23 protein-coding genes are annotated in these 24,647 nt (G+C 59.2%); 13 read left to right on the top strand and 10 right to left on the bottom strand.

Annotation, left to right across the window (positions count from 1 at the left end):
- Nucleotides 1–587: 587 nt before the first annotated feature.
- From AC56KW_RS13455 to AC56KW_RS13435, 5 genes are all read left to right on the top strand, one after another.
- Nucleotides 588–1,328 (top strand): copper resistance protein B, encoded by a 741-nt coding sequence (locus AC56KW_RS13455; RefSeq protein ID WP_040778337.1) that lies wholly within the window; start codon nucleotides 588–590, stop codon nucleotides 1,326–1,328.
- A gap of 105 nt (nucleotides 1,329–1,433) precedes the next feature.
- Nucleotides 1,434–1,811: a four-helix bundle copper-binding protein gene (locus AC56KW_RS13450; protein ID WP_109343470.1), complete on the top strand. Its 378-nt coding sequence runs from the start codon at nucleotides 1,434–1,436 to the stop codon at nucleotides 1,809–1,811.
- An 84-nt stretch (nucleotides 1,812–1,895) separates the two neighbouring features.
- Nucleotides 1,896–3,398: a calcium-binding protein gene (locus AC56KW_RS13445; RefSeq protein WP_005670894.1), complete on the top strand. Its 1,503-nt coding sequence runs from the start codon at nucleotides 1,896–1,898 to the stop codon at nucleotides 3,396–3,398.
- A 139-nt stretch (nucleotides 3,399–3,537) separates the two neighbouring features.
- Nucleotides 3,538–4,104, top strand: a complete 567-nt coding sequence (locus AC56KW_RS13440) for a c-type cytochrome (protein WP_081590007.1) — start codon at nucleotides 3,538–3,540, stop codon at nucleotides 4,102–4,104.
- Between the two features lie 80 nt (nucleotides 4,105–4,184).
- Nucleotides 4,185–4,634, top strand: a complete 450-nt coding sequence (locus AC56KW_RS13435; protein ID WP_005670891.1) for a DUF305 domain-containing protein — start codon at nucleotides 4,185–4,187, stop codon at nucleotides 4,632–4,634.
- 312 nt (nucleotides 4,635–4,946) lie between these two features.
- Here AC56KW_RS13435 and AC56KW_RS13430 read toward each other — a convergent pair whose 3' ends face one another.
- The 8 genes from AC56KW_RS13430 to AC56KW_RS13395 form a co-directional block, all read right to left on the bottom strand.
- Nucleotides 4,947–5,390 carry a YybH family protein gene (locus AC56KW_RS13430; RefSeq protein ID WP_005670889.1) on the bottom strand — a complete coding sequence of 148 codons (444 nt, stop codon included), beginning with the start codon at nucleotides 5,388–5,390 and terminating at the stop codon, nucleotides 4,947–4,949.
- A 25-nt stretch (nucleotides 5,391–5,415) separates the two neighbouring features.
- The gene (locus AC56KW_RS13425; RefSeq protein WP_497171209.1) at nucleotides 5,416–6,354 is read right to left on the bottom strand and encodes a CopD family protein; all 939 of its coding nucleotides are present in this window, start codon (nucleotides 6,352–6,354) and stop codon (nucleotides 5,416–5,418) included.
- 1 nt (nucleotide 6,355) lies between these two features.
- Nucleotides 6,356–6,721 carry a copper homeostasis periplasmic binding protein CopC gene (gene copC, locus AC56KW_RS13420; protein ID WP_005670885.1) on the bottom strand — a complete coding sequence of 122 codons (366 nt, stop codon included), beginning with the start codon at nucleotides 6,719–6,721 and terminating at the stop codon, nucleotides 6,356–6,358.
- 75 nt (nucleotides 6,722–6,796) lie between these two features.
- Nucleotides 6,797–7,153 (bottom strand): copper-binding protein, encoded by a 357-nt coding sequence (locus tag AC56KW_RS13415; protein ID WP_005670883.1) that lies wholly within the window; start codon nucleotides 7,151–7,153, stop codon nucleotides 6,797–6,799.
- A 32-nt stretch (nucleotides 7,154–7,185) separates the two neighbouring features.
- Nucleotides 7,186–7,629, bottom strand: a complete 444-nt coding sequence (locus AC56KW_RS13410; RefSeq protein WP_005670881.1) for a DUF411 domain-containing protein — start codon at nucleotides 7,627–7,629, stop codon at nucleotides 7,186–7,188.
- Nucleotides 7,630–7,652: 23 nt separating this feature from the next.
- The gene (locus AC56KW_RS13405) at nucleotides 7,653–9,044 is read right to left on the bottom strand and encodes a multicopper oxidase family protein (RefSeq protein ID WP_109343467.1); all 1,392 of its coding nucleotides are present in this window, start codon (nucleotides 9,042–9,044) and stop codon (nucleotides 7,653–7,655) included.
- Between the two features lie 18 nt (nucleotides 9,045–9,062).
- A complete protein-coding gene (locus AC56KW_RS13400) occupies nucleotides 9,063–10,430 on the bottom strand; it encodes a TolC family protein (RefSeq protein ID WP_005670877.1) in 1,368 nt (455 codons plus the stop codon).
- Nucleotides 10,431–10,964: 534 nt separating this feature from the next.
- Complete coding sequence (locus AC56KW_RS13395; protein WP_040778120.1) at nucleotides 10,965–11,393, bottom strand: hypothetical protein; 429 nt, start codon at nucleotides 11,391–11,393, stop codon at nucleotides 10,965–10,967.
- A gap of 497 nt (nucleotides 11,394–11,890) precedes the next feature.
- On the opposite strand from AC56KW_RS13395, the gene fdx reads away from it, so the two are divergent.
- The 3 genes from fdx (at nucleotide 11,891) to AC56KW_RS13380 (ending at nucleotide 14,898) form a co-directional block, all read left to right on the top strand.
- Complete coding sequence (gene fdx, locus AC56KW_RS13390) at nucleotides 11,891–12,229, top strand: ISC system 2Fe-2S type ferredoxin (RefSeq protein ID WP_109343465.1); 339 nt, start codon at nucleotides 11,891–11,893, stop codon at nucleotides 12,227–12,229.
- A gap of 69 nt (nucleotides 12,230–12,298) precedes the next feature.
- On the top strand, nucleotides 12,299–14,716 hold the full coding sequence (locus tag AC56KW_RS13385) for a heavy metal translocating P-type ATPase (RefSeq protein WP_370659806.1): 2,418 nt from the start codon (nucleotides 12,299–12,301) through the stop codon (nucleotides 14,714–14,716).
- Nucleotides 14,713–14,898 (top strand): hypothetical protein, encoded by a 186-nt coding sequence (locus AC56KW_RS13380; protein ID WP_040778113.1) that lies wholly within the window; start codon nucleotides 14,713–14,715, stop codon nucleotides 14,896–14,898. The genes AC56KW_RS13385 and AC56KW_RS13380 overlap by 4 nt, the downstream gene beginning before the upstream one ends.
- Nucleotides 14,899–15,002: 104 nt before the next feature.
- Here AC56KW_RS13380 and AC56KW_RS13375 read toward each other — a convergent pair whose 3' ends face one another.
- Nucleotides 15,003–15,536 carry a hypothetical protein gene (locus AC56KW_RS13375; RefSeq protein WP_157225732.1) on the bottom strand — a complete coding sequence of 178 codons (534 nt, stop codon included), beginning with the start codon at nucleotides 15,534–15,536 and terminating at the stop codon, nucleotides 15,003–15,005.
- 308 nt (nucleotides 15,537–15,844) lie between these two features.
- Between AC56KW_RS13375 and AC56KW_RS13370 the strand changes: the two genes are divergently transcribed.
- Nucleotides 15,845–16,924: a DNA-binding protein gene (locus AC56KW_RS13370; RefSeq protein WP_005670865.1), complete on the top strand. Its 1,080-nt coding sequence runs from the start codon at nucleotides 15,845–15,847 to the stop codon at nucleotides 16,922–16,924.
- A gap of 1,740 nt (nucleotides 16,925–18,664) precedes the next feature.
- On the opposite strand, the gene AC56KW_RS13365 is transcribed toward AC56KW_RS13370, so the two are convergent.
- Nucleotides 18,665–19,741 (bottom strand): DNA-binding protein, encoded by a 1,077-nt coding sequence (locus AC56KW_RS13365; RefSeq protein WP_497171208.1) that lies wholly within the window; start codon nucleotides 19,739–19,741, stop codon nucleotides 18,665–18,667.
- Between the two features lie 345 nt (nucleotides 19,742–20,086).
- On the opposite strand from AC56KW_RS13365, the gene AC56KW_RS13360 reads away from it, so the two are divergent.
- The 4 genes from AC56KW_RS13360 to AC56KW_RS13345 all read left to right on the top strand — a co-directional run bounded on the left by AC56KW_RS13360 (nucleotide 20,087) and on the right by AC56KW_RS13345 (nucleotide 24,534).
- Nucleotides 20,087–20,896 (top strand): redoxin family protein, encoded by an 810-nt coding sequence (locus AC56KW_RS13360; protein WP_497171207.1) that lies wholly within the window; start codon nucleotides 20,087–20,089, stop codon nucleotides 20,894–20,896.
- A 760-nt stretch (nucleotides 20,897–21,656) separates the two neighbouring features.
- Nucleotides 21,657–23,132 (top strand): SulP family inorganic anion transporter, encoded by a 1,476-nt coding sequence (locus tag AC56KW_RS13355; RefSeq protein WP_497171206.1) that lies wholly within the window; start codon nucleotides 21,657–21,659, stop codon nucleotides 23,130–23,132.
- Nucleotides 23,133–23,146: 14 nt separating this feature from the next.
- Nucleotides 23,147–23,992 (top strand): universal stress protein, encoded by an 846-nt coding sequence (locus tag AC56KW_RS13350; protein ID WP_497171205.1) that lies wholly within the window; start codon nucleotides 23,147–23,149, stop codon nucleotides 23,990–23,992.
- An 8-nt stretch (nucleotides 23,993–24,000) separates the two neighbouring features.
- Nucleotides 24,001–24,534: an NUDIX hydrolase gene (locus tag AC56KW_RS13345; protein WP_497171204.1), complete on the top strand. Its 534-nt coding sequence runs from the start codon at nucleotides 24,001–24,003 to the stop codon at nucleotides 24,532–24,534.
- Nucleotides 24,535–24,647 lie beyond the last annotated feature (113 nt).

Raw genomic sequence — 24,647 nt, 5'->3', positions numbered from 1 at the left:
TGATCGCCTCGCTTTTTTCGCAGAATGCTGCCGCGCAAGCGACTGCGTCCGTCCAGCAGGTCCCCTCGGTGCAATCATTGACGGGGGACACTCACTCGACAATGGATCATGCGGCCATGGGTCACGTGACACCGCCGAGCTCTCCAGCTAAGCCTGTTCTGCAACCAGCAGTGCCTGCAAAACCAGATGCCAGACAAAGTTCTGGACAAGCAGCTCATTCTGTCCCAACGGAAGCAAAGACATCACGGGCGGAACAGCAGAATCAGCAACAAGGACAAGGATCTGAACATACTGGCCATCATACGACAGCTCCAGCCAATCGCTCAGGCACGCCTACGGCTCCGGAACCAGGAAACGTTGGGCAGCCGGTAAGAGAGCAGAGCCCGGCTTCAGGGCACGCAGGACACGCGATGCCAGCGCAAGCAAGTCCGACAGTGCAGGGGCAACGCAACGCGCCTCAAGCGCAGAATATGGATCACTCGGCGATGGGCCATGCACCGCCCCCCGGAGCGTCCGCCAGTAACGCCCATGCTGGGATGGATCATGCCGCCCAAGCCATAGTTTCGCCCGCCGCCGGCGGACAGGACATGCAGATGGGGCGCATGCAAGGCGGTCCACCGCCGGCCGACGCGCGCGACCCGAACGCGTATAACGAGGGCACGAAGTTCGCGCACCTCGGTAATCATGAGATGAACGACAACGCGCCATTCTGGAAAGTCCTGTTCGACAAGGCCGAGGCGGCGAAAGGCGACGGTGAGCAAGGCCAGAATGTGGAGTTCGAGGCCTGGTATGGCAACGACTACGACAAGGCCTGGGTGAAGGCGGAAGGCGAGCGCCGTGGCGAGGCACTTGAGTCGGCGCGCACTGAGCTCTTATGGGACCGGGCGTTTGCAACATTCTGGAGCACGCAAGTAGGTGTCCGGCACGATAGCGGCGAAGGCAAAAGCCGTAACTGGTTAGCCTTTGGCGTGCAGGGCCTGGCTCCCTACTGGTTCGAGACCGAGGCGACAGCGTACTGGCGTCCTGGCAGCGGCTTGGCAGCACGCCTGAGTGTCAAGTACGAGGTTCTATTCACTTCCCGACTGATCCTTGAGCCCGAGGTGGAAGCGAACCTTTACAGCCGTAGCGATCCGGAACGTGAGATAGGCAGCGGCCTGTCCGACATCAGCGCGGGCCTGCGGCTGCGTTATGAAGTCACACGCCAGTTTGCACCTTACATCGGGGTGACATGGAGTCGGCAATTCGGCGAAACCGCCGACTTCACGCGCATTCGTGGGCGGGGCCAAAGCGAGGTGCAGGCTGTTGCCGGCATCCGGTTCTGGTTCTAGTTCTGGATTGAGTAAATAAAGAAGCGAATTCGTATGAGACACGCTGAAAAGCGTGCGGGATTAATGGAAGAGGCAACCTTTCAATGAACGCTTAAGGAGAAGATCATGATCCAAAATCAGTTCCAATCGTGCATTCAGGCTTGCTACGAATGCGCTCAAGCCTGTGACACATGCGCTGCGGCCTGCCTTCAGGAACCGGATCCAAAGATGATGGCTCGCTGCATCGAACTGGACAACGAGTGCGCTGCGATCTGCCGTCTTGCTGCGCAGCTCATGAGCCGCTCGACCGAGCACGCAATTCAAGTGTGCCAGCTGTGTGCCGACATTTGCGAAGCTTGTGGGGACGAGTGCGCGCAGCACCAGGCGCAGCATTGCCAGGATTGCGCTGCCGCATGCCGCCGTTGCGCACAAGAGTGCCGAAACATGAGTCAGTCGGCCGCTGGAGCCGCATCGATGTCTGGATCGCAAATCGGATCCCACTAAGCGTATGGGCTGCAGTCATCGATGGGATGAAAACCGACTGTAGCCCCTTTTTGGAACAAGTATTGCATTCAAGGAGAGCAGATTATGGCAAATAACATGAACAGGGCAAAGGATGCACAGGATGCGGGCGCCCGGGCATTGGAGCGGGTTGGAGCACAGCACGCAAAACGTGATGGCATCTCTTTTGATTTCGACGCTGGTAGCGCCCCTTATGACTATGCAATCCGTGTCGGCACTGGCGCAGTCAATACATTGTCGGGCAGCGAAACGCGTGATTATCTGTGGGGCCTGGGCGGCGATGATGCGCTCGATGGCGGTGCTGGTGAAGACAATCTCTTCGGGGACGCAGGCGCCGATCTGCTCGTCGGCGGCGATGGTGGCGACCGGATGATGGGAGGGATGGGTAATGACCGGTTGTATGGAGGTGCTGAAGCAGACGGTCTGATGGGAGGAGCGGGTAACGACTTGCTTGACGAGGGCGAGGGCCATGGCGACCTCAACGGCGGCGCCGGCGACGACATCCTGATCGGGGGCTTGGGCGCGGACGCTTTCATGATCTCGCCCGACAGCGGCAATGACGTCATTCGCGACTTCACTGCTGGGCCAGGAATGTTCGATCACCTCGCGATCAACGGCCTGAGCTGGGCGGACCTTTCGTTTGCCGACACTCCCGACGGTGTCAAGATCAGCTGGGACGGCGGTTCGGTGCTCATGAATGGAGTGACAAAGGCGGATTTATCGCAAGACGATTTCATGTTTGCCGAGTCTCCTGAGCTTCCACCCTCCTCACGCCCGGCTGACGCTCCTACGCCTGAGCGGCCGACTATGAGCGAAGAAGGACCTGTGATTAACGGTTCGGACAGAAGCAATCCAGCGTTTGATCGCATCGCTGATGCAATGTTAAGGCGTGATACACCGGTGCAGTTCGGCTTTACCGGTGATGAAACCTACAGGGTGAAAGTAGGTACGGAGGTCGCAGACACCTTCGATGGGGCCGAGACATGGGATCACTTTTTTGGTCGCGATGGCAACGACCAGCTCTTCGGCAATGGTGGTGACGATATCCTCCAAGGCGACGCAGGCGACGATAGCCTGGAAGGTGGCGCAGGGTCTGATAGGCTCGACGGCGGGATGGGTAATGACCAACTTGACGGTGGCGATGCGGAAGACGAGGTCATGGGAGGGGACGGTAACGACGTCATCGATGCGGGCGCTGGTCACGACATGATTGAAGGCGGCATGGGTAACGATACCATACGCGGCGGTACTGGCGCAGACGCATTCATGGTCATGCCTGACAGCGGTAACGATGTCGTACTTGACTTCGAAGCGCGTGGTGCTGCCCAAGGGGCTTTCGATCACATCGCATTCATCGACATCATGCCAGACCAGGTATCTGTCCAGGATGCGACGGCTGGTGCCTTGATCTCGTGGGACACGAATGGGGATGGCGCGGCGGACGGTTCGGTCTTGCTGCAGGGTGTCTATATGGCGGATCTACGCCAGTCCGACTTCATGTTTAATGAAGAGCCTGCCTTTATCGCTGGGGTAAGTACGGTTGGCTCTAATTACGTCTTCCCGCTGTAAGGCCAGACGCCTTGCATGAGCTGTCAGTGACATCTTAGGCATCTTTTAATGCTTTAGATGTCACTGCTTAAAATTGCTATTAGCGTAGTATCGGGGAAGGTAAAAACACAACTTAAGTTTCCGTTCTTTGAGGTGACTGATGGTGGCATTGAAAACATTGCTTCTGGCGGCCGTGATAGTAATTGCCGCTGGATTCGCGTTTATATACTCTGGCTTATATAATATTGCGGCAAATGATATGCATACGGCGCCAGTCCGTTGGGCGCTTGAAACTACGCGCAACCAGTCAATTGATCGTCGTGACGACAGTATAAGGGTCCCTGCCGATCTCGCTGACATGCGACGAATCGAGAACGGCGCGAGGTCGTACGCAGCAATGTGCCAGATATGTCATCTCGGGCCTGGTGTCGAGCCAACGCCAATACACCTTGGGTTAAATCCGCAACCACCTTTATTTACCAAAGAAAATAGCCATCAGTCAGACGAGAGTTTGTTTTGGATTATAAAGAACGGTATCAAGATGACAGGGATGCCTGCGTGGGGAGCGACACACAGCGATAAAGAGCTATGGGATATCGTTGCTTTTCTCAAGAAGCTCCCTGAATATTCAATCGAGCAGTACGAAGATCTTAGTGGTCGCGCGGAGCACAACAGTAACCCGAGTTCGACACATGCGAATGGAGATTCCCCCGCTCATTCGCACTAGCAGTTTATTCCATAAAAAGCACTCGCACTGATGAATCTTCGAGCCTGAAGATTTTTTCACTCAACATGACAGGAGTAGCCATGAATAGTTATTTGCGGTTCGGTACGATGATTGCAGCATCTACGGTGGTAATGTTTGGCTTGATGTATTTGAACGTCTATGAGTCGGCGCATATATTTTTCAGCGAAACTCGGCTGTATATGGCCTTAGTGATGGGCGCGGCAATGGCGGTAGTTATGCTCGGATTTATGCTCGGCATGTACTCAAATAATAGGCTCAATGTAGGTATCTTTGTCGGCAGCATCGTATTGTTTGCGGTGGCGTTATGGCTGGCACGCAGTCAGAGCACAGTCGATGACGTGTCTTGGATGAAGGCAATGATTCCTCACCATTCGATTGCGATCTTGACCAGTGAGCGAGCGAATATTTCCGATCCACGCGTGCAGAAACTCGCTGATCAAATCGTCGAATCGCAGAGGAGGGAAATAGCGGAGATGAAAGCTCTTATTCTAGAGCTTGAGGGAAAATGAAACGCTGCGAGATCTGAATTTTTTGCCAAAAAAATATGTGTAAGACACCGTCGAGACACGGAATGTCTTTGTTCAGGTCCAATTTTTAAAAGCGGAAGTGATTCGAGGCAAACGAGGAGATAGAGCGCGGTAGAGGCTGATTTTCAGGTAAGCGCCATCTTGTTGTGCGTTGCGTACATCGCTGCGCGCGTATCACAACAGGGGACATCTGATGCTGAGTTCACTGTGTTTTGCTGGATTCGCCGTCAGATTTCGCTGTACAAGCGAGGAGCAATGCTCCTCGTTTCGAAGTATCAGGCGCAAGGCTTGCGATTACTTAGCCTTCCTAGAGGACCAATGCACGTGCACGATGGACCAGATATCGCCCTTCTTTTCGAGGACCGCCGTGCCTGTTCCGAATACGTGCACTGGTTTGCCTTTAGAAGTGCCCGTGGTTTCAGTTTCCTCCCACACGACGGCAGTATTGCCATCGATGCGTTCGGTCTGCTTCAGTACCTTCCGCGTCGAGTTCTTTGCGAATTCCATGTCGCCGCCCAGATGATGGCTCGCATATTCATCGCGCGAACGCTCGACGTAGCCCGATTCATAGATCGCAATTTCCGGGGACAGCAGGCTGAGTGCTTTCGCCTTGTCGCCGCTCGTGAGGGCATCATGGAAGGCTGCGAGCGCCTCTTTCGGTGACGCCGCCAGACTCGCTGCGGAGACCGCGAAGAGTGCAGCGCTCAGGACGAGCGCTGGAATGGTTTTCTTTTTCATTATTATTCCTTGGAAGATGAAGTCCTCACGACGCCGTCGGCGGTGAGGTGGAACTCAGGACGGCTGCTGCGACGAGTACGGCCACCAGGATGCATGCCTCGACCTGAAGGATGAGAGCAAACCTCCCATCGGCGCCGCCTTCCGGCTTTGGCTTGCGCAGTTGTGCCAGCAACTGGGGCATCACGACGAACCGGTTCAGGCCACCCAGTGCCGCTGCGGACAGCACCAGTCCGATCTTGATGAGCAGGGTCGTCCCATAGGGATTGCCGAATGCGTTCTCGAAGCTTCCCAGTCCGCGCCAGGCGCTCAGCACACCCGTGATGAAGATGCCGACGAGGGCGACGGTAGCCGATGTCGACAGCGACTTCACGAAGCGTGCGCATTCGCCGCGGTTCGTCGACTCCCATTCAGGCTGGGTGCGCAGCGTGACCAGGCCGGCCACGATGACTTCGCCGATCCAGATGCTGATCAACACGAGGTGGACCCAGTCGACGAGCACAGCCCAGGTGAAGTCGCCAGCGGCGCCGGCGTGGCTCACCATGCTGCGCGAATAGAGCAGTACGCCCAGGGCAACCGCACGCACCAGCGCGGCTGCGGCACCCGGCCGTTCGCCATGGTGTGCCCGGAGGGTGAAGACAACGACGAGCAGCGCCGCTGCGCCGATCATCCAGGCGAGTCCGTAATGCGTCGCGGTGATGACGGACCGCACTGCGGGAAAAGCCTCGCTTATCGGAACCTCCGCCATAGATGCCGCTTCGAGCCACAGGACCGCGACATACGCCACCGCTGCCGCCGAGACCGTAAGAAGCATGAGCTTGCGCAGTCGCGGAACCATGCCGATGCCCCATGCCGACCGTGCGCTGCGCAGCCAGATATGGGCTGCACTGGCGCCGACAAGTATGGCCATCGACAGGTTCAGGACGACCGTGACGAAGCGTTGTGCCAGTGCGAGGTCAGCCTCCATGTCACTTTACCCGGAAGTCGAATTGGCCTTTGACCTTGTGACCGTCCCGTGTAACCGTGGACCATTGAACCCGCCAGGCCCCGGAGTGCAGGGCCGGAACGGTGGCGACCAGCACCTTGGGATTCGCATCGTCGAGGGCTGTCTTGCTTGCCTCGACGACCGCGCCTTTCTCGTCAACCAGTTTGACCTTGCTGAATGGCAGCTCAAGTTGCTCGCTGAACTGCAGGCGCACTTGCGAAGGCGCCGGGCTCACTATCGCATTCGCTTGTGGCGACGACGACTCGAGTTTGGCGTGTGCGGACGCGGCGGAAGTCGCCACCAGTCCGGCTACCGCTACTGCCGCTGCAAAGAAAGATTTGATTTTCATGCTGGTCTCCTGGGAGGCTCGCCAAACGCGGTTCAAGCGTACCGAGCCTCCGGTTGATGGATGGGCTCGGTGGGCTTACTGGGCCGCCTGGAGCTGGACGATCGTGACCGCGCCGTTGACGCGGTCGGCTGCGAACTTGACCTTGTCGCCCGCCTTTACCTGGTCCAGCATGGCCGGGTCTTTAACCCGAAACACCATGGTCATCGCTGACATGTTGAGGTTCTTCAATTCGCCATGGCGCAGCGTGATTTTGCCGGCTTCCTTGTCGATCTTCTTGACTTCGCCATCGGTGAGTTCAGCCGTCGCCGGCGCCGCGTGGCCAGCATGAGCGTCATGAGCACCATGGGCGCTGTGCGCGCCGTTCTGGGCGGTGGCAACGGACGCTGCGGCGGCCAGGGTGATTGCGAGAGTCAGTTTCGAGAGTGCGTTCATGTTCATTCCTTTCGTTCGTGAGGAAATACTGTTCAGTTGTAGTGCTTGAATACTTTGGTACTGCCGTCGGCCTGTACCAGCAGGACGTTGTACGGATCCTTGCGCGGGCCCTCCATGCCCGGAGAGCCGAGCGGCATCGCGGGAACTGCCAGCCCTTTTGCCTTGGGCTTCTCGGCAAGGAGGCGCTTGATGTCGCTGGCAGGGACGTGGCCTTCGATGGCATAACCGCCTACCATCGCGGTATGGCAAGAGCCGAGTTCATTCGGGATCCCGCCACGTTCGCGGTAGTCCGAAGGATTGTCGACGTTGGCCACCCTAGTCTGGAAGCCGTTCGTTTTCAGGTGCTCCACCCAAGCGGTGCAGCACCCGCACGAGGCGCTCTTGAAGACGTCGATAACCGGTGCGGCCGCCATTGCGAGCGCCGGAGCGCACAATGCAGCGGCGAGCGCGATCTTGCTTGCTAGTCGTCGGATCATGGGTTCGTCCTTTCCTGTTGCGATCAGTGATGACCCTTGTGGCTGGTCGGCTTGCGGACGGTGACTTCGACGTCCCCAGGCTTGGCAGCGGGCATCGCCTGGCCGCCCGCGCTCTGGCTGCGCACTGCGGCCGGCGGCTCGCCTTTCCACTCGTAGGCGACGGTGCCGGCGGGGTGCTTGTACCAGCCCGGGTCCTTGTAGTCGCCCGGCTTCTGGTCCTTGCGCACCTTGAGCACGGTGAACATGCCGCCCATCTCGACGCCGCCGAAGGGACCCTGGCCGGTCATCATCGGCAGGGTGTTCTCCGGGAGCGGCATTTCCATGTCGCCCATCGAGCCGCCTTTCTCGCCCATCACCATGTAGTCGGGCACGAGCTTCGTGATTTTCTCGGCGACGCCGCGGTGGTCGACGCCGATCAGGTTCGGCACGTCGTGTCCCATCGCGTTCATGGTGTGGTGCGACTTGTGGCAGTGGAAGGCCCAGTCGCCCGGCTCGTCCGCGATGAACTCGATGGCGCGCATCTGGCCCACGGCGATATCGGTCGTCACTTCCGGCCAGCGCGACTCCGGACGGGTCCAGCCGCCATCGGTGCCGGTGACCTCGAACTCATGGCCATGCAGGTGGATTGGGTGGTTCGTCATCGTCAGGTTACCGGCGCGGATGCGCACGCGGTCGCCCTGGCGCACGTTCATGGTGTCGATGCCTGGGAAGGCGCGGCTGTTGAAGGTCCAGATGTTAAAGTCGAGCATCTCGTTCACGCGCGGCGTGTAGCTGCCCGGCTCGATGTCGTAAGCGTTGAGCAGGAACACGAAATCGCGGTCGACGCGGTGGTGGGCCGGATTCTTCGGGTGCGTGACCCAGAATCCCATCATGCCCATCGCCATCTGGACCATTTCGTCGGCATGCGGGTGGTACATGAAGGTGCCAGGGCGCCGGGCGACAAACTCGTAGACGAAGGTCTTGCCCGGCTGGATGCCCGGCTGATTCAGGCCTGTGACGCCATCCATCCCGTTCGGCAGGCGCTGGCCGTGCCAGTGGATACTGGTGTGCTCCGGTAGCTTGTTGGTGACAAAAATACGCACACGGTCACCTTCGACCACTTCGATGGTCGGCCCCGGGCTCTGCCCGTTGTAGCCCCACAGGTTCGCCTTCATGCCGGGCGCGATCTCGCGCACGACCGGTTCGGCGATCAGGTGGAACTCCTTGACGCCATTGTTCATTCGCCAGGGCAGCGACCAGCCGTTCAGGGTAACGACGGGGTTATACGGCCTGCCGTTGGGCGGCGGCGGTGGCGGCTGCGTGGCGGCGCTGGTCATGACCGGGGCTTCCGGGAGGGTGGCCGCGCCAGCGCGGCTGACCAGTCCGGCGCCGACCAGGGCGGCTGCGCCAGTGAAAAAATCTCGACGAGAACTCATTGCTGATTCAATCCTTGTTTAATGTTCGGCGGCGGCTTCGGTGGACGCGGCGGAGGAAGCCATGGAGAGCGACGAACCGCCGCTGCCGCTGATGGCGGCCTGCAGATCCGTTTCCGCGATCCAGAAATCACGCTGGGCATCGATGGCCGCGTTCACGCCCGCTATCTGTGCGCGTGCGTCGGCCAGCAGTTCGAACACGCTCATGAGCATGCCGTTGTAGCGAAGCAGACTCTCTTCGGAGATCTTCTTGCGCAGTGGTACCAGCTCATCGCGGTGCTGCCTGGCGACGTCATAGGTGGTCCGGTAAGCTGAATACGCTTCGCGGACCTGCGACCGGGCATTGATGGCGGTATCGGCGGTGCGGTGGACCGATTGCATGTACAGCGCCTCGGCCTTTGCGACACGTGCGCCTCCCCAGTCGAAGATCGGCAGGGCGAGCTCGATCTCGTAACCGTTCTCACGTGGCGCGCCGGATGTGCTCTTGTTGACGTAGCCAGCGTCGAGCACGTTGATGACGCCGGTTGCCTTCGTCAGTCCCAGGGCGCGCGCGGTCGACTCGGTCCCAAGCTTTGCCAGGCGCACATCGAGGCGCTGCTGCATGGCGAGCGACTCGATATTGCCTGCCTCACGTGGCGCCGCCGGCAGCTCCGGCAGCTTGTCGGGAAGCTGGAACGTCGTGTTCTCTCCCCACACACCCATCAGCCGCGCAAGCTGCTCGCGCGCAGCGGTCGCATTGTGGCGCGCGCGCGCAAGCTGGGTCGAGGCTTCGCTCGAGAATGCCTGTTCGCGCGCCTGGTCAAGGGCACTCAGGTGTCCGACCTTGGTCATGCGTTGCGCCAGCTCGGCACTCGCGCCGGCCGCCTCGCGGACCTGCTCTGCGTAGCGCGCCGACTGCACAGCGGCAACAGCATTGAAGTAGGCCTTGCGAGTGTCAAGCGCGAGCCGGACCGCTTCGGTTGCCGCGACCAGCTTGGCGCTCTCGAAGCGGCGCGACTCGATATCGCGGCGGATCGGAATGGTCACCAAACCGACGAGATCGAACATGACGCTGCGTTCGATCTCCGTTTCGCCGCCGCCGGACATGCGGCCAAAACTGAAACCTGGATTAGCCATTCGGCCCGCCTGCACCAGGTCCGCCTCGGCGACACCCAGCTCGGCGAGCGAGGCGCGCAGGCCCCGGTTGTTGATCAGGGCAATGCGAACGGCACTGTCGGCGGTGAGCGGCTGTTTCAGCAATTGGTTCAGCTCGTCCTGGATGGCCGCGCCATTGGCATTCGTCTTGGGCAGGCGAACGTCCTGGCCGGTGCGCTCGGCGGTCAAGGATGAGACTGCGTCCAGGCCGCCGTCCTTGGAGAACGTCGCGCAACCGCTCAACGCGAGGGCCATGGCAGCTGCCGCGACGGCACGCATTGTGGGAATTGAAAGCTTTGTTGTCATTATGTGTTCGGCTTAATGATGTTTGCTGTGATCCACAGGCGCAGGACTGGCCGGCTTCGCTGGCGACGTGGGCGCTGGTGCGGACGGAGCCGGCGCTTCTTTATGGCCGTGGTGATTCTGTTCACCGCCGTGGGCACCATGTCCCGCGTGTCCCGGCGCTCCGGCAACGGCATCGTTTGCGGCGCGCCAGGATTTGTCAGGCGTGGCCTGGTCGGCCTGCGGCGCCGGCGAAGATCTGGTGATGACCGATTCGTACACGGTCGGTGGCACTGCGACGGCGGGGTCTGCAGGGTCTGGCAGCGGACGGGATTGCTGGGCGTGCGCGTACATCGGCAGGACCAGCAAGGCGCCTATAGCGGCGGCCAAAAGCTTGGAGGTCATGGACAATCCTCAAAATCGGTAACAGGGCGTGCACGGGCACGCACGAGTGCTCAAGAGCGACGACGGCGCCGCCAAAGGACAGCGGGTCAGCTCTTGTTACGATTAAGCGGATTGGTGCCGGGGAGGGCGTTGAGGGCCGTCCTGGATGAAGCCAACGGCGAAGGCCGCAGGAGCAACGACGACTGCGTTGGAGCCGTCGAAAGCCGGGACAGCGAAATGAGTGGAGGGTGGCGCGACGGCGCCCAGGCAGAACGCGGAGCACGCACTGCAGGTGGAGTGCGGCTTTTTACCTGCCTTGGAGTCTGCCGGATCGGCGTCGACCAGGGAGTCGTCCGACTGGCTTGCATGCTCGCCACCGTGATGAGCGTGCGCATCGGCCATGTGCTCGTGGGACTGCATGCCCGGATCAATCGAAATCTGGCTGGACTGCTGGTGAGCCGGGCCGCACGACATACGGTTGGCCGCAAGCGCGTGCAGCGGAAGCACGGCCAGCAGGAGCCAAACCAGAAATGTCTTGAGTGCGCGGTTCATAGGTGTCGCGAGTATAGCACGACATTTTTTGGCCTGAAGCAGCTCTTAAGGCTGACTAAAGTCAGGGCGACAGGTACGCCGCATTGGCGAGATATGCAAACAGGGTGCGTCAGCGCACAGCATGGGTCGTCGGACTTCTTCCAGAATCGGAAATGGACGCGCAGTGTTTTCCTACGTCGCACGCGGCGCCGCTTCACCCTGGAAGGCATGCCGCTACCTGCGCCTTCGTTCAGCGGAAATTCCGCTTGACCTTTCCATCATTGGAAGGTTTACAGTGGAATAGTCCACTTTCCGGAGGCGTTTTATGTATGAATCCACCCGTCGCGAGGCCCACAGCTCAGACAAGCGCGTGGCCGCAATGCCAAGTACAGGCCTGCGCGACTTCGCGCGTGCGAAGCAGGCAGGGAGTGCCCTTTCCGATTCGGACGAGACGCCAGTGACACCACGCTGTCTGTTCTGCCGGTACCGCAGTCCAGGTGCCGGAAAGGAGTTGGCACATGCCTAGAATTACTGTGTTACCGCATCCTGAGTGCGCGCCTTCCGGCGCATCGATCGTGGCCGCTCCCGGCACCAGCATTTGCGACGCGCTGCTGGAGAATGACGTCGACATCGAGCATGCATGCGGCAAGGTTGGTGCCTGCACGACGTGTCACGTCATCGTAAGGGAGGGATACTCGTCCCTCGTCCAAGCGAGCGAGGATGAGGAAGACATGCTCGACCGGGCATGGGGCGTGGAGCACTTGTCCCGGTTGTCGTGCCAGGCCATTGTCGCGGAGGCGGATCTTACGGTCGAGATCCCACGGTATTCCCTGAATCACGCCAAGGAAAACGGATAGACATCACAGGTCGCGCACCGCTTGCGACAGGCGGGCCGCGCGAGGACAATGGTTTTTACTGGAGCTGCCATGAAACATGAAGTGCATGATCACGTCGGTCACCAGCAGAAGGGCCACGAATGCCACCACGCGCACGGGCATCATGCCGTCGACGCCTCCGGTGCAAGCATGGCCGGTGCATCCCAACATCATCCGACTGCTGCGTCCGATAAGCCCTATACCGATCCCGTATGCGGGATGAACGTTGCCGACCGGCCGGATCGGCGCGTCGAGCACGACGGCGTCCTCTATCACTTCTGCAGCGTGAAGTGCATGGACAGGTTTCGCGCCGATCCCACCAGCTATACGGAGAAAGGCGCCCCCGCGGCTATGCCCGAGGCGCCGCCAGGGACGATCTACACCTGCCCGATGCATCCGGAAATCCAGCAAGCCACCCCGGGTAATTGTCCGATATGCGGAATGTCCCTGGAGCCGATGCTGCCGTCGCTGGAGGATGAAGAGAATCCGGAACTGGAGGACTTCCGCCGTCGTTTCCGGTGGACGCTGCCGCTGACGGTCGTCGTCACCATCCTGGCGATGGCAGGGCACCGGATCTTCAGCGGAGGCCTTGCTTACCAGAGCTGGATCGAGCTCGTCCTCAGCACGCCGGTCGTCCTGTGGGCCGGGTGGCCTTTCTTTGTCCGTGGTGCGCAGTCGTTCAAGAATCGCAGCCCCAATATGTGGACCTTGATCAGTATCGGGGTCGCCGCGGCGTATGGTTACAGCCTGGTTGCGACCGTGTTCCCGGGCCTGTTTCCGTCGAACTTCGCGATGCACGGCCGTATCGGCGTCTACTACGAGGCCGCCGCCGTCATCGTTTCGCTGACCCTGCTCGGTCAGATCCTCGAGCTGCGTGCACGCTCGCAGACATCGGCTGCGATCAAATCCTTGCTCGGCCTTGCGCCGAAAACGGCCAGGCGGATCCGCGCCGATGGCACCGAGGAAGACATCGAGCTTTCGCACGTCCACATCGGCGATTCGCTGCGGGTCAGGCCTGGCGAGAAGGTGCCGGTCGACGGGGTGGTCCTGGAGGGCGAAAGCGCGGTGGACGAAGCCATGCTCACTGGCGAGCCGCTACCGGTGACGAAGCGCCCCGGCGACAAGGTCATCGGCGCAACCATCAACACTAGCGGCAGTCTCGTCATTCGCTCCGAGCGCGTGGGATCGCAGACCATGCTGTCCCAGATCGTGCAGATGGTCGCGCAGGCGCAACGTTCGCGGGCGCCCATGCAGCGCCTGGCCGACGTGGTGGCCGGCTATTTCGTCACCGTCGTCGTGGCCGTCGCGCTGCTTACCTTGATCGGTTGGGGGCTGTTCGGGCCCGAGCCCAGCTGGGTCTACGGCTTCGTAAACTCCGTTGCGGTCCTGATCATCGCCTGCCCGTGTGCATTGGGCTTGGCGACGCCGATGTCGATCATGGCCGCGACAGGCCGCGCCGCCACCCAGGGCGTGCTGTTCCGCGATGCCGCGGCGATCGAAGCGATGCGCAAGGTCGATACGTTCATCGTCGACAAGACCGGCACGCTCACGGAAGGGAAACCTGCGTTCGACCGGGCGATCGCTGCCCCCGGGTTCCAGGAAGTCGATGTTCTACGGATCGCGGCAAGTATCGACCAGGGGAGCGAGCACCCGCTGGCACACGCCATCGTCGCGGAAGCACGCAGGCGGAATCTGCCGCTGCACAAGCCTGAAACCTTCGAATCGTCCAGTGGGATCGGTGTACGGGGCACAGTGCAGGGCGAGCGGGTTGCGTTGGGCAATACGGCGCTCATGGACACCGAAAAGGTCGACTGGACGCCACTACAGAAGGCCGCGGAAGAGCTTCGACAAGTCGGTGCAAGCGTCATGTACCTGGCACTTCAGGGAAAGCTTGTCGGCCTGATCGCGGTGTCTGATCCAGTCAAGGCGACGACGCCGGAAGCGCTGGCGACGCTGCGCGATGCCGGCATGACGGTGGTGATGGCGACCGGAGATGGCGTGACCACGGCGAAGGCGGTCGCGTCGAGGCTCGGGATTTCGGAGGTCTACGGAGAGGTCACGCCACAGGATAAACTGGCCCTGGTCGAAAGGCTGCAGCAACAGGGCAAGGTAGTGGCAATGGCCGGCGATGGCATTAACGATGCCCCGGCGCTGGCGAAAGCGGACGTTGGGATTGCAATGGGTACCGGTACTGACGTCGCCATCAATTCGGCACACGTCACACTCATCAAGGGCGACTTGCGTGCCATTTCGCGATCGCGACTTCTTTCGTTGGAGACTGTGCGCAACATGAGGCAGAATCTCGCCTTCGCCTTTGTTTACAACGCCATGGGAATTCCGCTGGCCGCAGGTCTGCTTTATCCCTTCACCGGGCAGCTACTATCGCCGATGATCGCCGCGCTGGCCATGAGCCTGAGTTCGGTATCGGTGATCGGTAATGCACTGCGCTTGAGGGGAAGTACCACATGAACCTGGTTGTTACGGACGAGATGCGGGATCTGACGGTACTGGTCGGGGTTATCTTTGGCATCATCGCGGCCGGGTTCATCGCTTACGGCGAGGTTCAGCGACGTCGCGGCCGCAAAAGCCGGACGAAAGAAACCAATACGCGTGGCAGAAGGAAGCCTGGCAGGGCCGGCAAGAGCAGGTAGTGCGCAATTTCGCTGATCGTCTGGCTGCGGCGGACTCACAATGTGCTCAGGCGGGCGAGGACCACTCGTCCGGTCGTAAGGTCGGGTCGCTGGAGCCTAGGGGCTTAGCGCACAGCGAGGACCGACTTCCGGATACTCTCGGCCCCAGACGGCATTGCGCCGCACTCAAGCGCTAACTTGTGGAACTCTTCCGCGGCCTCGTGTGGATTAAGCCGAGCTGATCGCACAGCGGCACGTGCAGCAGGAGCCAGGTCGTTGATGTCCCCATAGGTCAAATGCCCGGAGAACGACATGGCCTCCGTGAATTTCGCGACGATATTCGGCGGAAGGGCAGGGCCATAAATGAAGTATTCGAGAAACTTCAGGAAATTCCCATGAGCATAGATTTCAGTACCTGAGATGCCGTTATTCTCGAAAACCTGCTGACGGGATTTCCCGCGCCCTCCTGGATTGCGCTCGGGATCGGTGAAGTATAAAAGCCGCACCTCGGGGATCGCACCGCGTTCCAATAACGACTCGGTCAGGCCTGCCATCGGCATAAGAGACGCACGGAGCTCATCATGCGATGTGTAGCGGAACCTGATTTGGTTCAGGAGATCGGTCTCTCGCTCGGTCAGTTCGATGTCGGGTACTCGCAAACCAGAACCCCCTTACAAGATGAAAAAGCGACCAGCTCGACCTATAGCCTGCTATTGCTGCCTGCCAGTGTAGCAAAGACTAATTTCTTACGGTAGCTGAGCAAAAGGCCTTTGCTTCGTCGATATCTCCATGTTGTGGCTGCAGTTTTAGATCCCGCGGCTGTTAGACGGAGAGTGGCAGCCCGCGACGCTTCTCCAGCCAGCGCTTGAGCATATTCGACATTATAGAAGTAATGTCAGAATTATGGAGCAGGGCGCTAGTATTTCAACGGTTTACGTAATATTACGAAACCCTAACGGAGGTCAAAATGCTCGGAAATTCTCAAGTCACCCATTCGATCCAGGAGGACATTGAAGAGCTTCGTCATCGATATCCACGCACTGCGGACCTGTATAGGGAAGCCTGTACGACCATGTTCTTCAGGTACGGCATTACTCCGACCGCAAACTCACTGTATCAACTGGTCCGCAAAGGGAGCATGTCTGTCCCGACTCAGGCCTTACGGGATTTCTGGTCCGAACTTCGCAAACGGGCAAGGGTCGACCTGCAGCACGTGGATCTGCCGGATCAGGTCAAAGAAACCGGTGGCAGGCTGATCAGCGAAATTTGGACCATGGCGCGCGAAGCTGCCAATGCCCAGGTATTAGAGATAAAGCAAAGCTCGCTCGTCGAGCTTGCAGCAGCGCGTGCCGAGAAGGTCCAGTTAGAGCACCAAGCCGCTCAATTATCGGCGTCTCTATCCGAGACCAAAGGGCAAGTTGCAGCAGTTGAGGCAGCGATGGGGACGCTGCAAGAAGAACTCTCTGCTAGCCGGGCAAACCAACTCAAGGCAAGTTCGGAATTAACAGACGCGTACGCGAATCTGCAGCGTGTTCGTGAACAGGTCGACACGATGGCGGAAGCCCATGCTGAGGAGATCAACATGGTTACTGGCCGCATTGTACAAGCGGAGCATCGTTACACCGAGTTAGAAAAACGGATGCTAATCGAGGTAGACAGGGAGCGTACAGCGGCCGTTAAACTACAGAAGCAATTTGACGCCGAGCGCCGGGCTGCAACAGCGCGCGTCGAGGAGATGCAGGCCCAAGTCCAAGAGGCGCAGTTTCGGCTCGCGCGGCAAGGCCAGGAACTTGGATCGTTTCTGACGAGGGCCGAACTGCTGGCCGAGGAACGAGATCGTGCTGTAAGCAATGCGGAGAAGTCAGCAAGCCTTCGCGCCGAGCAGGAAAGTGAACTTGCGGCTGAGCGTGCAAAGGTTGCGGAGCTGCGTAAACAGCTCGAAGCAATGAGCGCGCCATCGAAAACGATCACACGTAAAACGCGCCAGGATCCGGCAGCGCCTGGCCAACGCCGTCGCGTGAAAGGAAAGTCAGGCGACGTCAATTAACGTACTCGAGCCGGTCGAGGCGGTGTGCCGGTCCGCAAGTTCCAGTCCAGGTTATTGAGCATCCTTGGGAAGTAAATTCGTGTGATGGTTGCGCCGAGAAGGATCTAACAACTTTACTTCCCGAAGTCTAACAAATTCACTTCCGAGAGCTACTGGACGGCCAAGTTCAGGCTGCGGAGTCTCGGCGTGTGAGGCAAGGCCAGGAGCTCGCTGGCTATTTGGCGAAGGGTGAACTGTTTGCTGACGAGCGTGACCGAGCGACTAGGCAGGCTGCGGAAGGCGCACTCCAGAGTGCTTAGCTGGACAGCCAACTCGACGCAGAGCGCGCCCGGTGGCCGAACTTCGCATGCAGCTCAAACGAAAGGCGCAGAAAGTGGTATCGGCCGGTCGGGCTTCGGGTCTAGCGCGGGCAGTACTCCCCAGCGGAAATCTGCCCGGGCATGCCAAGCAAGTGCAGACGGCGTTGTACCTAAAGCTAGCGACTTGGCGAGTGGGCCTGGAAAATGTACCTAAACATATAAACTAAGCCTTGAAAAAGACGCCTTTAAACTGAGTCGGTATATTTAGGTATGCTGAGTGTGCAGTTTTAGGTACGAGCACTATTCTCGATTGCTGCGAGCGTTCGACGTGTGTCGCCGTCTCCGTCACTGATCTTCGCATAATCTATATTATGTTAAATAGACTCTCTGGGGACGCGTATTCGGAAGGTACGTGCACTAGCTTCCGGCGAACTAAAAGTGTACATTTAGACGAACTAAATTTGAGACTCGCCGGAAGTTGCGAACTAATTTTGAGACATTCATAGGGCTTAGGCCTCTTCGGCTCCACGAAGATCGTCGTAACGATTCTGTGAGGGCTGCAGCCATCTTTCTTGAGGGCTTGTATGCGTTTGGGAATGTCTTCTTCCAGGACTCGGCAATGTACGCGGTTTTGGATCGAGCCACAATGCAGCCAAACTCCTCGTGCCGTCCAGGAATCTTTTACGCCGAGTGGACCCCGGCCAATCATGGGTGCGTGGCATGATTTACTATTTTGTCGCCAACGGAGCGCTAGCATTATGCTGTTGGGTGCCGGGCGGCCCATCCTCGCTGGCAACAACGGCGTTCTGAGGGCTGTACGGTGGCAACTACTTGCCTACATCGTAGGTTTTAAACGGAATAGAAACCTTCTCGGTGCGACGACAGCCTATTCGTTCCGCTACAGGAAACTGTAATAGTTCCTGGGCTAGCCGTCGTTCGCACTCCGCCGGCGCGGACCGACTTCCTTATAGGACTACGGGAGGAATGATGCACAAGAGTCCAGCGGTAACTAGCGGGCCTTGGAGGTCGAGCTCTGGGTAGATAATTCCTAATAGTCGTACGGACATTGCATTTGATTTGGAATACGAGAACTGGAGCCAGAGCCAGGCAAAGTGCTCATCTGAGCTCTGTGTTGTCGAATTAGCCAGTGGGTTGCAGGTGCGCTCGATCCCTGTTCGTTGACTTCCGACGTGGGTAGCTATTGCTATACAGGTTGGTTTAAGGAGTGATACCGGAATGCCGGAATAAATAAACTCGACATTACAGGAAATAATGTCGATTTAAAGAAAGAAGCGCGAAGTAGCGTGATGAGGCGTCAACTTCTCACCTTTCTTGGCCTGCGTCGCTGCTCTAAATCAAGCGGATTCTCTGTTCCATCACCGGCGTTGATCCATCGACCATTTTATCTAAAAGTGCAGAGAGGGCGGAAAAGTTGACCTATCTACCCGTCGCTTCCGCCGACTCCTTTGTCGCGCCGTTTGCTTCTGACGCTGCGCCGTGCGGATGGCTCCTGACGAGTATTAGCTTTGGCTCGGCTCCTCTCCAGTTCGTCCCGCAGAAGGTTTGCTCGTGCACTGTCGGTAGCTGCTTGGCGTATAGCTGTTTCTAGCTGCTCCCGCACTGACTGTAGCTCTGCCCTCTCGCGGTCACGCTCATTAGTCAGCGTCTTCACGGAGTTCTGCAGCGCGCCGATCTGTTCCCTGAGCTGCCCGATTGTCGCCTGCGTCGCGTTTTGCTCGATGCGTGCCCGCTCAATGGCAGCAGCATGCTCTGTCCGTTCCGCTTCGGCCTTCTTCTGAAGCTTCGCCGCGGCTGTGCGTTCCCTGTCAATTTCGAGGAGCGCACGTTTTTCCATGTCGGCGAACCGATCCTCGGCCAGACGAGTGCGATCCGCCAGCCTCTCCCGCTCAGCCGCATGTTCGGCGCTCGATTGGTCCATGCGCGCCTGCATGGCGTCAAGTTCGCGTCGAGCGTCTTCCAGTCGTTGCTCCAACCCTTTCCTGGTTGCGGCGGCGGCCGCAAGCTCCTGTCGAAGCTGCGAGGCGCCGTCCTCGCTCGTTCGGAGTTGCGAACGGACGTGCTCGAGGGCTTGTAGAGCGTCAGCGCGATCGGCATGCGCATTCACCTGATCGGCCTTTGCGCTGTCGACAGCGGCAGCGGCTTCTGCCTGGAGCGTGGCTAGGGACTCAAGGGATTTTGCCTGAGCCGATTTCCATAGGGTAGCCACCAGGTCGCCGGCGGCCGTCCGCAGCTCCTCAGGAAGATCCGAATGTTCGATCGTGACGCGGGATCGTTCGCGCAGCGTTTTCCAGAAATGGTTCAGCGCTTCGGTCGGCGCTGACATACTACCCTTGCGCACCAGCTGATATAGCTTGTTTGCCGTCGGCGTGATGCCGTGGCGGAAGAATAGTAGTACGCAGACCTCGCGGTAAAGGTCCGGCGTTCGCGGAAACCGCTCGCGCAGTTCTGCGACGCTGGCTGCGATAGCTGTTTCGCTCGAAGGTTCTTCGCTCTTCATTAGATCGCCTCGGGGTCGTTTAGCGTCAATATTATTACGTAATACGTAAACTATCAAACTCCCGACTCGGGAAATATGACATTATTCTTATAATGTCAGATCCGGCCAAGGTTCCTTCCTCTTATACCGCGGCTGCGCCGCAAACGCTTCCCGCACAATCGAGGCACGCGCCTAGGACGGCGTGCCCATCGTCAGCCGGAATGCTGGCGGCAGCCCACCACGCAGCCTTATTGAAATGCTAATGCTCCGTTAACCCTCAACCCTTAGGCTTCTTTCCTAAGCGGTCCGCCAGCACGGAATGGCCGTGGATGGCAGCCATGTCGGCTGTCCGTTAGGAGCGCCGTAGTGGACGAATTTGACGTGGGTAGATGGGCAATACCGGCGCTGGCAATCTCCGCCAGCGCTGCCGTGAGCTGGTGGTACCGGCACAGGCGCGGCTGGCACAGCTGGCCAGCGATATGGAAAACGATTCTCGGCAGCCTGGTTGTGGCGCGTGTCATCTTCGTGCTGCAGAACGCACCGGAATATGCGGCCGAACCGCTCTCGATAGCCGATTTGAGTGACGGCGGCTTCTCTGACGCTGGCGGCATCCTTACGGCATTCGTGCTGGGCGCGCACTTCACGGCCCGGACTGGCACGCCGCGCCGTCCGGTCCTTGCCTCGATCCTCACCGGTGCCGTCGTCTGGATAGGTGGCGCGATCGCCACGCTCAATTTCAGGCCGCCCAGTACTCCAGTGCCCCTGGTCGAACTTCGGCGTCTCGATGGCACTCCGGTCCAGTTGCGGACCCTGACAGACAAGCCGATGGTGGTCAACCTGTGGGCGACGTGGTGTCCACCATGCCGACGCGAGATGCCAGCGCTTGAGGAAGCCCAGCGGCGTCACCCCGGCATCACCTTTGTCTTCGTCAACCAGGGTGAGGACGCGGCGACAATACAGGCCTTCATGGCGCAGCAAAAACTCAAGCTCGACAACGTATTCACCGACCGTGCCCGGGAAGTGGGACGGCGCACCGGCTCGTTTGCCATGCCGACAACCCTGTTCTATGGCAAGGATGGGCGCCTCTTCCTGCGTCACATGGGGGAGCTAGACCGTGATGGCCTCGACACGCGCCTCGAGATGCTGGCGGCGCCGGTGAATGGATTCAAGCGCTGAACATCCAATAGCGCCCTGCCGAAGCGCCTTAGCTTACCGTCGCCGGCAACGAGTGACGACGCGCGTGGGTAGCCACGCCTTCCACATGCGGCCGATGCGCGACCTACCCGCGGCGAGCTTGAAAGTGCTGACCATTGCCAGAAGCTTCTCGGCCTGCGCCTGCATTGAACCGCCGCAGCAGCGGCCTCTTCGACGTGTGCCGCATTCTGCTGCGTAACTAGGTCCATCTGCGCGTTGGCGTGGTTAACGCGGGCGATCGCGGCGCTCTGCTCCTGCCCGGCAAGGGCGACTTCGGTGTGAACGATAAAAGAAAATGTCACTGATCGGTGTTGGGAGTCCCTTGATCTTATTGGCGCACGTGAGAATCCGAGGTCAAATAATTCTCACTACTGATATAGAAATAGCAATTTCGACTGTAACTTGGGATGAAAATATCCTTCACTACAACTACGTCGGCACGCTACCTTTCGGCGCGTCCACAGAGTGTAGGCGCGTCGATCAGCCAGCAATGCCCTACTGGTGTAAAATTACGGGAGTTTCCAAAGCAATCAACCGGAGTCAGACCCTTGTAAGCCTTATTTCTCGCTGCGAGTCAGCTACTCTACACATCACTCGCGCGAGGCTTACGCCCGGTTCATTGCGTCTTTGCGCCCCTACGCCAGGGGCCGTCCTGATTCTTTTCCGAGAGGTCGGAGAGGCGCATTTTCCATCGCGCCTCCCCCACGGTCACGTCAGTGGCCACACCAACGAAAAGAACTCTATGAAATCATTACGTCAGGATTGGCTCTCTAATATTCGCAACGATCTGCTCGCAGGCGTTGTCGTTGCACTGGCACTCATACCAGAAGCAATCGCATTTTCGATCATCGCCGGGGTGGACCCGAAGGTCGGTCTGTATGCGTCATTCAGTATTGCAGTCGTTACCGCGTTCGCCGGTGGCCGTCCCGGCATGATCTCGGCGGCCACCGGGGCAATGGCACTTCTGATGGTCACGCTGGTCAAGGAACACGGGCTGCAATATCTGCTGGCCGCAACTATCCTGACTGGCCTGCTGCAGGTACTAGCCGGCTGGCTTAAGCTGGGTGTGCTGATGCGCTTCGTGTCGCGCTCGGTCATCACCGGCTTCGTCAACGCTCTGGCCATCCTCATCTTCATGGCCCAGTTGCCGGAACTGACCAACGTCAGCTGGCACGTGTACGCAATGACGGCCGCGGGCCTGGGCATCATCTACTTGTTCCCCTATATCACCAAGGCGGTACCTTCGCCGCTCGTGGCCATTGTCGTGCTAACGGCAGTCGCGATCTACCTCGGCCTGGATATCCGCACGGTCGGCGATATGGGCACGCTGCCGGATAGTCTGCCGGTATTCCTGTTGCCTGAGATCCCCCTTAACTTCGAGACGCTGGCGATCATATTCCCTGTGTCGGCAACGCTAGCAGTCGTTGGCCTGCTCGAGTCGATGATGACCGCATCGATCGTCGACGACCTGACTGATACCAACAGCAACAAGAACCGTGAATGCGTCGGCCAGGGCGTCGCTAATATCGCCACCGGCTTCCTCGGCGGAATGGCGGGCTGCGCGATGATCGGCCAGTCCGTCATCAACGTCAAATCGGGTGGCCGGGGCCGCCTGTCGACGCTGGCAGCCGGCGTCTTCCTGCTGCTCATGGTTGTGTTCCTTGGCGACTGGGTCGCGCGCATCCCGATGGCCGCGCTGGTCGCGGTGATGGTCATGGTTTCGATCGGCACCTTCAGCTGGGCATCGATCCGCAACCTGCGCGAGCATCCGAAGAGCTCGAGCGTCGTCATGCTTGCTACCGTGATCGTAGTCGTCGCCACGCACGATCTGGCGAAAGGCGTGCTCGTTGGCGTAATGCTGTCGGGCTTCTTCTTCGCCAGCAAGGTCGGACGCATCCTGCATGTTCGGTCCCAGGCGCAGGACGAAGGCCGAGTTCGCCACTACACGGTATCTGGCCAGGTCTTTTTTGCCTCTGCTGAGCGCTTCGTGGGGTCCTTCGACTACAAGGAAGTCATCGATAAAGTGCGTATTGACGTGGGACACGCCCATTTCTGGGACATCACCGCAGTGAGCGCGCTGGACAAGGTTGTCATCAAATTCCGCCGCGAGGGAACCGACGTGGAGGTGCTCGGCCTGAACGAAGCGAGTGCAACGCTCGTCGACAAGTTCGGCGTGCATGACAAGGAAGGTGCCGAAGACATGCTTGCGGCTCACTAACAGGGGGAAAGATCATGAACAGCGAAAACAAAGTGCTCGCCTTTGTGAGTCAGTCGCAGCTTGCCGATCACGTCACTGATTATGCGGCATGGGCAGCAGCGAGCCTGGCCATTCCTCTGGAGTTGCTGCACGTGATCGAACGCCATCCTGAGCTGGGCTCTGGCGACGACCGTAGCGGCACCATCGGTGTCGACGCGCAAGAAGCGCTGCTATCAAAGCTGTCGGCCGACGACGAGAGCCACGCCAGGTCTATACGAGAGAGGGGTCGTCTGCACCTGAATCAGCTGCGTGAGCGAGCGCTGGCCGGAGGCGCCGCCATAGTCGATGTCCGGCAACGCTATGGAGAGCTGGACGAAACCCTGGCTGAACTGGAGGGCGATGCGCGCATCATCGTGATGGGGAGAGCAATGCCTTTCGTTCCAGGGGCCGGTTTCGAGCAGGCTGTGAGGAGTTCGCGCAGGCCTATCCTGACAGTGCCTGGTTCATTCAAGGTGGTCGAGCGTGTGATGATTGCTTTTGATGGCGGCATCGCTAGCCGCCGCGGTGTCGAACTGGTCGCCGCGAGTCCATTGTTCCAGCAATGTCGGATCTACCTCCTCATGTCAGGTAACGAAAGTGCGGGCGCAGCCCGCCAGCTTGAGTGGGCACGGCAAATCTTTGAAACAGCGGGCCTGGAAGTCAACGCCACGTTGACGCGAGGAAGTGCGGAAGACGTGATTCCAAATGCCGTTGAAGCTGCCGCGATCGACCTGCTGGTGATGGGAGCGTATTCGCATTCGCCGCTCCGGTCCCTGGTCCGGGGCAGCAAAACGAGCGAGCTCTTGCGGTCATTTACCATCCCCACGTTGCTGATGCGCTAGGAGTTCCTGTGCCACTACTGCATACGCTGATCCATCCAGGGGTGTCGGTCCAGGGCCCCATGCTTGAACGGCAAGCCGTGCGTGCCATCATCATGCGCGGCAAAGAGATTTTGCTGCTCTACACCCGTCGTTACGATGACTACAGTTTCCCCGGCGGCGGGCTGGATGCCGGGGAAGATCCGATCAGCGGTTTGCGCCGTGAGCTGCTTGAGGAAACGGGTGCCGCCAATGTCAGCATCGAGCGTTATGTTGGCTACCTCGACGAGTATCGTCCACCGCTGAAAGGTGGCTGCGACGTGCTGTTCATGCGTTCCCACTTCTATCTCTGCCGCGTTGATGATGAACTAGGGGCGGCTTCGCCTGAAGCCTATGAGGTTGCCAATGGCATGGTGCCAAAGTGGGTCGGCATTGACGCTGCAATTGAACACAACAGGCGAGTACTCGGCACCAAGCCGGCCAGCATGGGCTTGTCGATTCAGCGCGAGACCTGGATGCTGACATACGTCTTAGGCACCATAGCACTGCAAGCTAAATACCCCTGAAGGCGGGTCTCTTCGTTAATGCTCAAGGGCAGATATTTCCTAAGGAAGCCCCTGAGCGTCTGCATCAGTAAGTGAGTGATTTATTCACTTGCTGACGACTTTGTTTAGATGGT

It is taken from the genome of Telluria sp. RT2P19 (assembly GCF_059685725.1).
The sequence above is the reverse complement of the archived record's forward strand: the minus strand, read 5'-3'. Positions and strand labels throughout refer to the sequence as shown.

What these genes read in the sequence shown, in the direction of transcription:
- AC56KW_RS13425 (WP_497171209.1), bottom strand. Translation starts at nt 6,354, where the DNA reads ATGGAGGCTGACCTCGCACTGGCACAACGCTTCGTCACGGTCGTCCTG.
- AC56KW_RS13445 (WP_005670894.1), top strand. Translation starts at nt 1,896, where the DNA reads ATGGCAAATAACATGAACAGGGCAAAGGATGCACAGGATGCGGGCGCC.
- AC56KW_RS13395 (WP_040778120.1), bottom strand. Translation starts at nt 11,393, where the DNA reads ATGAACCGCGCACTCAAGACATTTCTGGTTTGGCTCCTGCTGGCCGTG.
- AC56KW_RS13355 (WP_497171206.1), top strand. Translation starts at nt 21,657, where the DNA reads ATGAAATCATTACGTCAGGATTGGCTCTCTAATATTCGCAACGATCTG.
- AC56KW_RS13410 (WP_005670881.1), bottom strand. Translation starts at nt 7,629, where the DNA reads ATGATCCGACGACTAGCAAGCAAGATCGCGCTCGCCGCTGCATTGTGC.
- AC56KW_RS13370 (WP_005670865.1), top strand. Translation starts at nt 15,845, where the DNA reads ATGCTCGGAAATTCTCAAGTCACCCATTCGATCCAGGAGGACATTGAA.
- AC56KW_RS13365 (WP_497171208.1), bottom strand. Translation starts at nt 19,741, where the DNA reads ATGAAGAGCGAAGAACCTTCGAGCGAAACAGCTATCGCAGCCAGCGTC.
- AC56KW_RS13440 (WP_081590007.1), top strand. Translation starts at nt 3,538, where the DNA reads ATGGTGGCATTGAAAACATTGCTTCTGGCGGCCGTGATAGTAATTGCC.
- AC56KW_RS13385 (WP_370659806.1), top strand. Translation starts at nt 12,299, where the DNA reads ATGAAACATGAAGTGCATGATCACGTCGGTCACCAGCAGAAGGGCCAC.
- copC (WP_005670885.1), bottom strand. Translation starts at nt 6,721, where the DNA reads ATGAAAATCAAATCTTTCTTTGCAGCGGCAGTAGCGGTAGCCGGACTG.
- AC56KW_RS13435 (WP_005670891.1), top strand. Translation starts at nt 4,185, where the DNA reads ATGAATAGTTATTTGCGGTTCGGTACGATGATTGCAGCATCTACGGTG.
- AC56KW_RS13405 (WP_109343467.1), bottom strand. Translation starts at nt 9,044, where the DNA reads ATGAGTTCTCGTCGAGATTTTTTCACTGGCGCAGCCGCCCTGGTCGGC.
- AC56KW_RS13400 (WP_005670877.1), bottom strand. Translation starts at nt 10,430, where the DNA reads ATGGCCCTCGCGTTGAGCGGTTGCGCGACGTTCTCCAAGGACGGCGGC.
- AC56KW_RS13415 (WP_005670883.1), bottom strand. Translation starts at nt 7,153, where the DNA reads ATGAACGCACTCTCGAAACTGACTCTCGCAATCACCCTGGCCGCCGCA.
- AC56KW_RS13380 (WP_040778113.1), top strand. Translation starts at nt 14,713, where the DNA reads ATGAACCTGGTTGTTACGGACGAGATGCGGGATCTGACGGTACTGGTC.
- AC56KW_RS13455 (WP_040778337.1), top strand. Translation starts at nt 588, where the DNA reads ATGCAGATGGGGCGCATGCAAGGCGGTCCACCGCCGGCCGACGCGCGC.
- AC56KW_RS13350 (WP_497171205.1), top strand. Translation starts at nt 23,147, where the DNA reads ATGAACAGCGAAAACAAAGTGCTCGCCTTTGTGAGTCAGTCGCAGCTT.
- fdx (WP_109343465.1), top strand. Translation starts at nt 11,891, where the DNA reads ATGCCTAGAATTACTGTGTTACCGCATCCTGAGTGCGCGCCTTCCGGC.
- AC56KW_RS13450 (WP_109343470.1), top strand. Translation starts at nt 1,434, where the DNA reads ATGATCCAAAATCAGTTCCAATCGTGCATTCAGGCTTGCTACGAATGC.
- AC56KW_RS13430 (WP_005670889.1), bottom strand. Translation starts at nt 5,390, where the DNA reads ATGAAAAAGAAAACCATTCCAGCGCTCGTCCTGAGCGCTGCACTCTTC.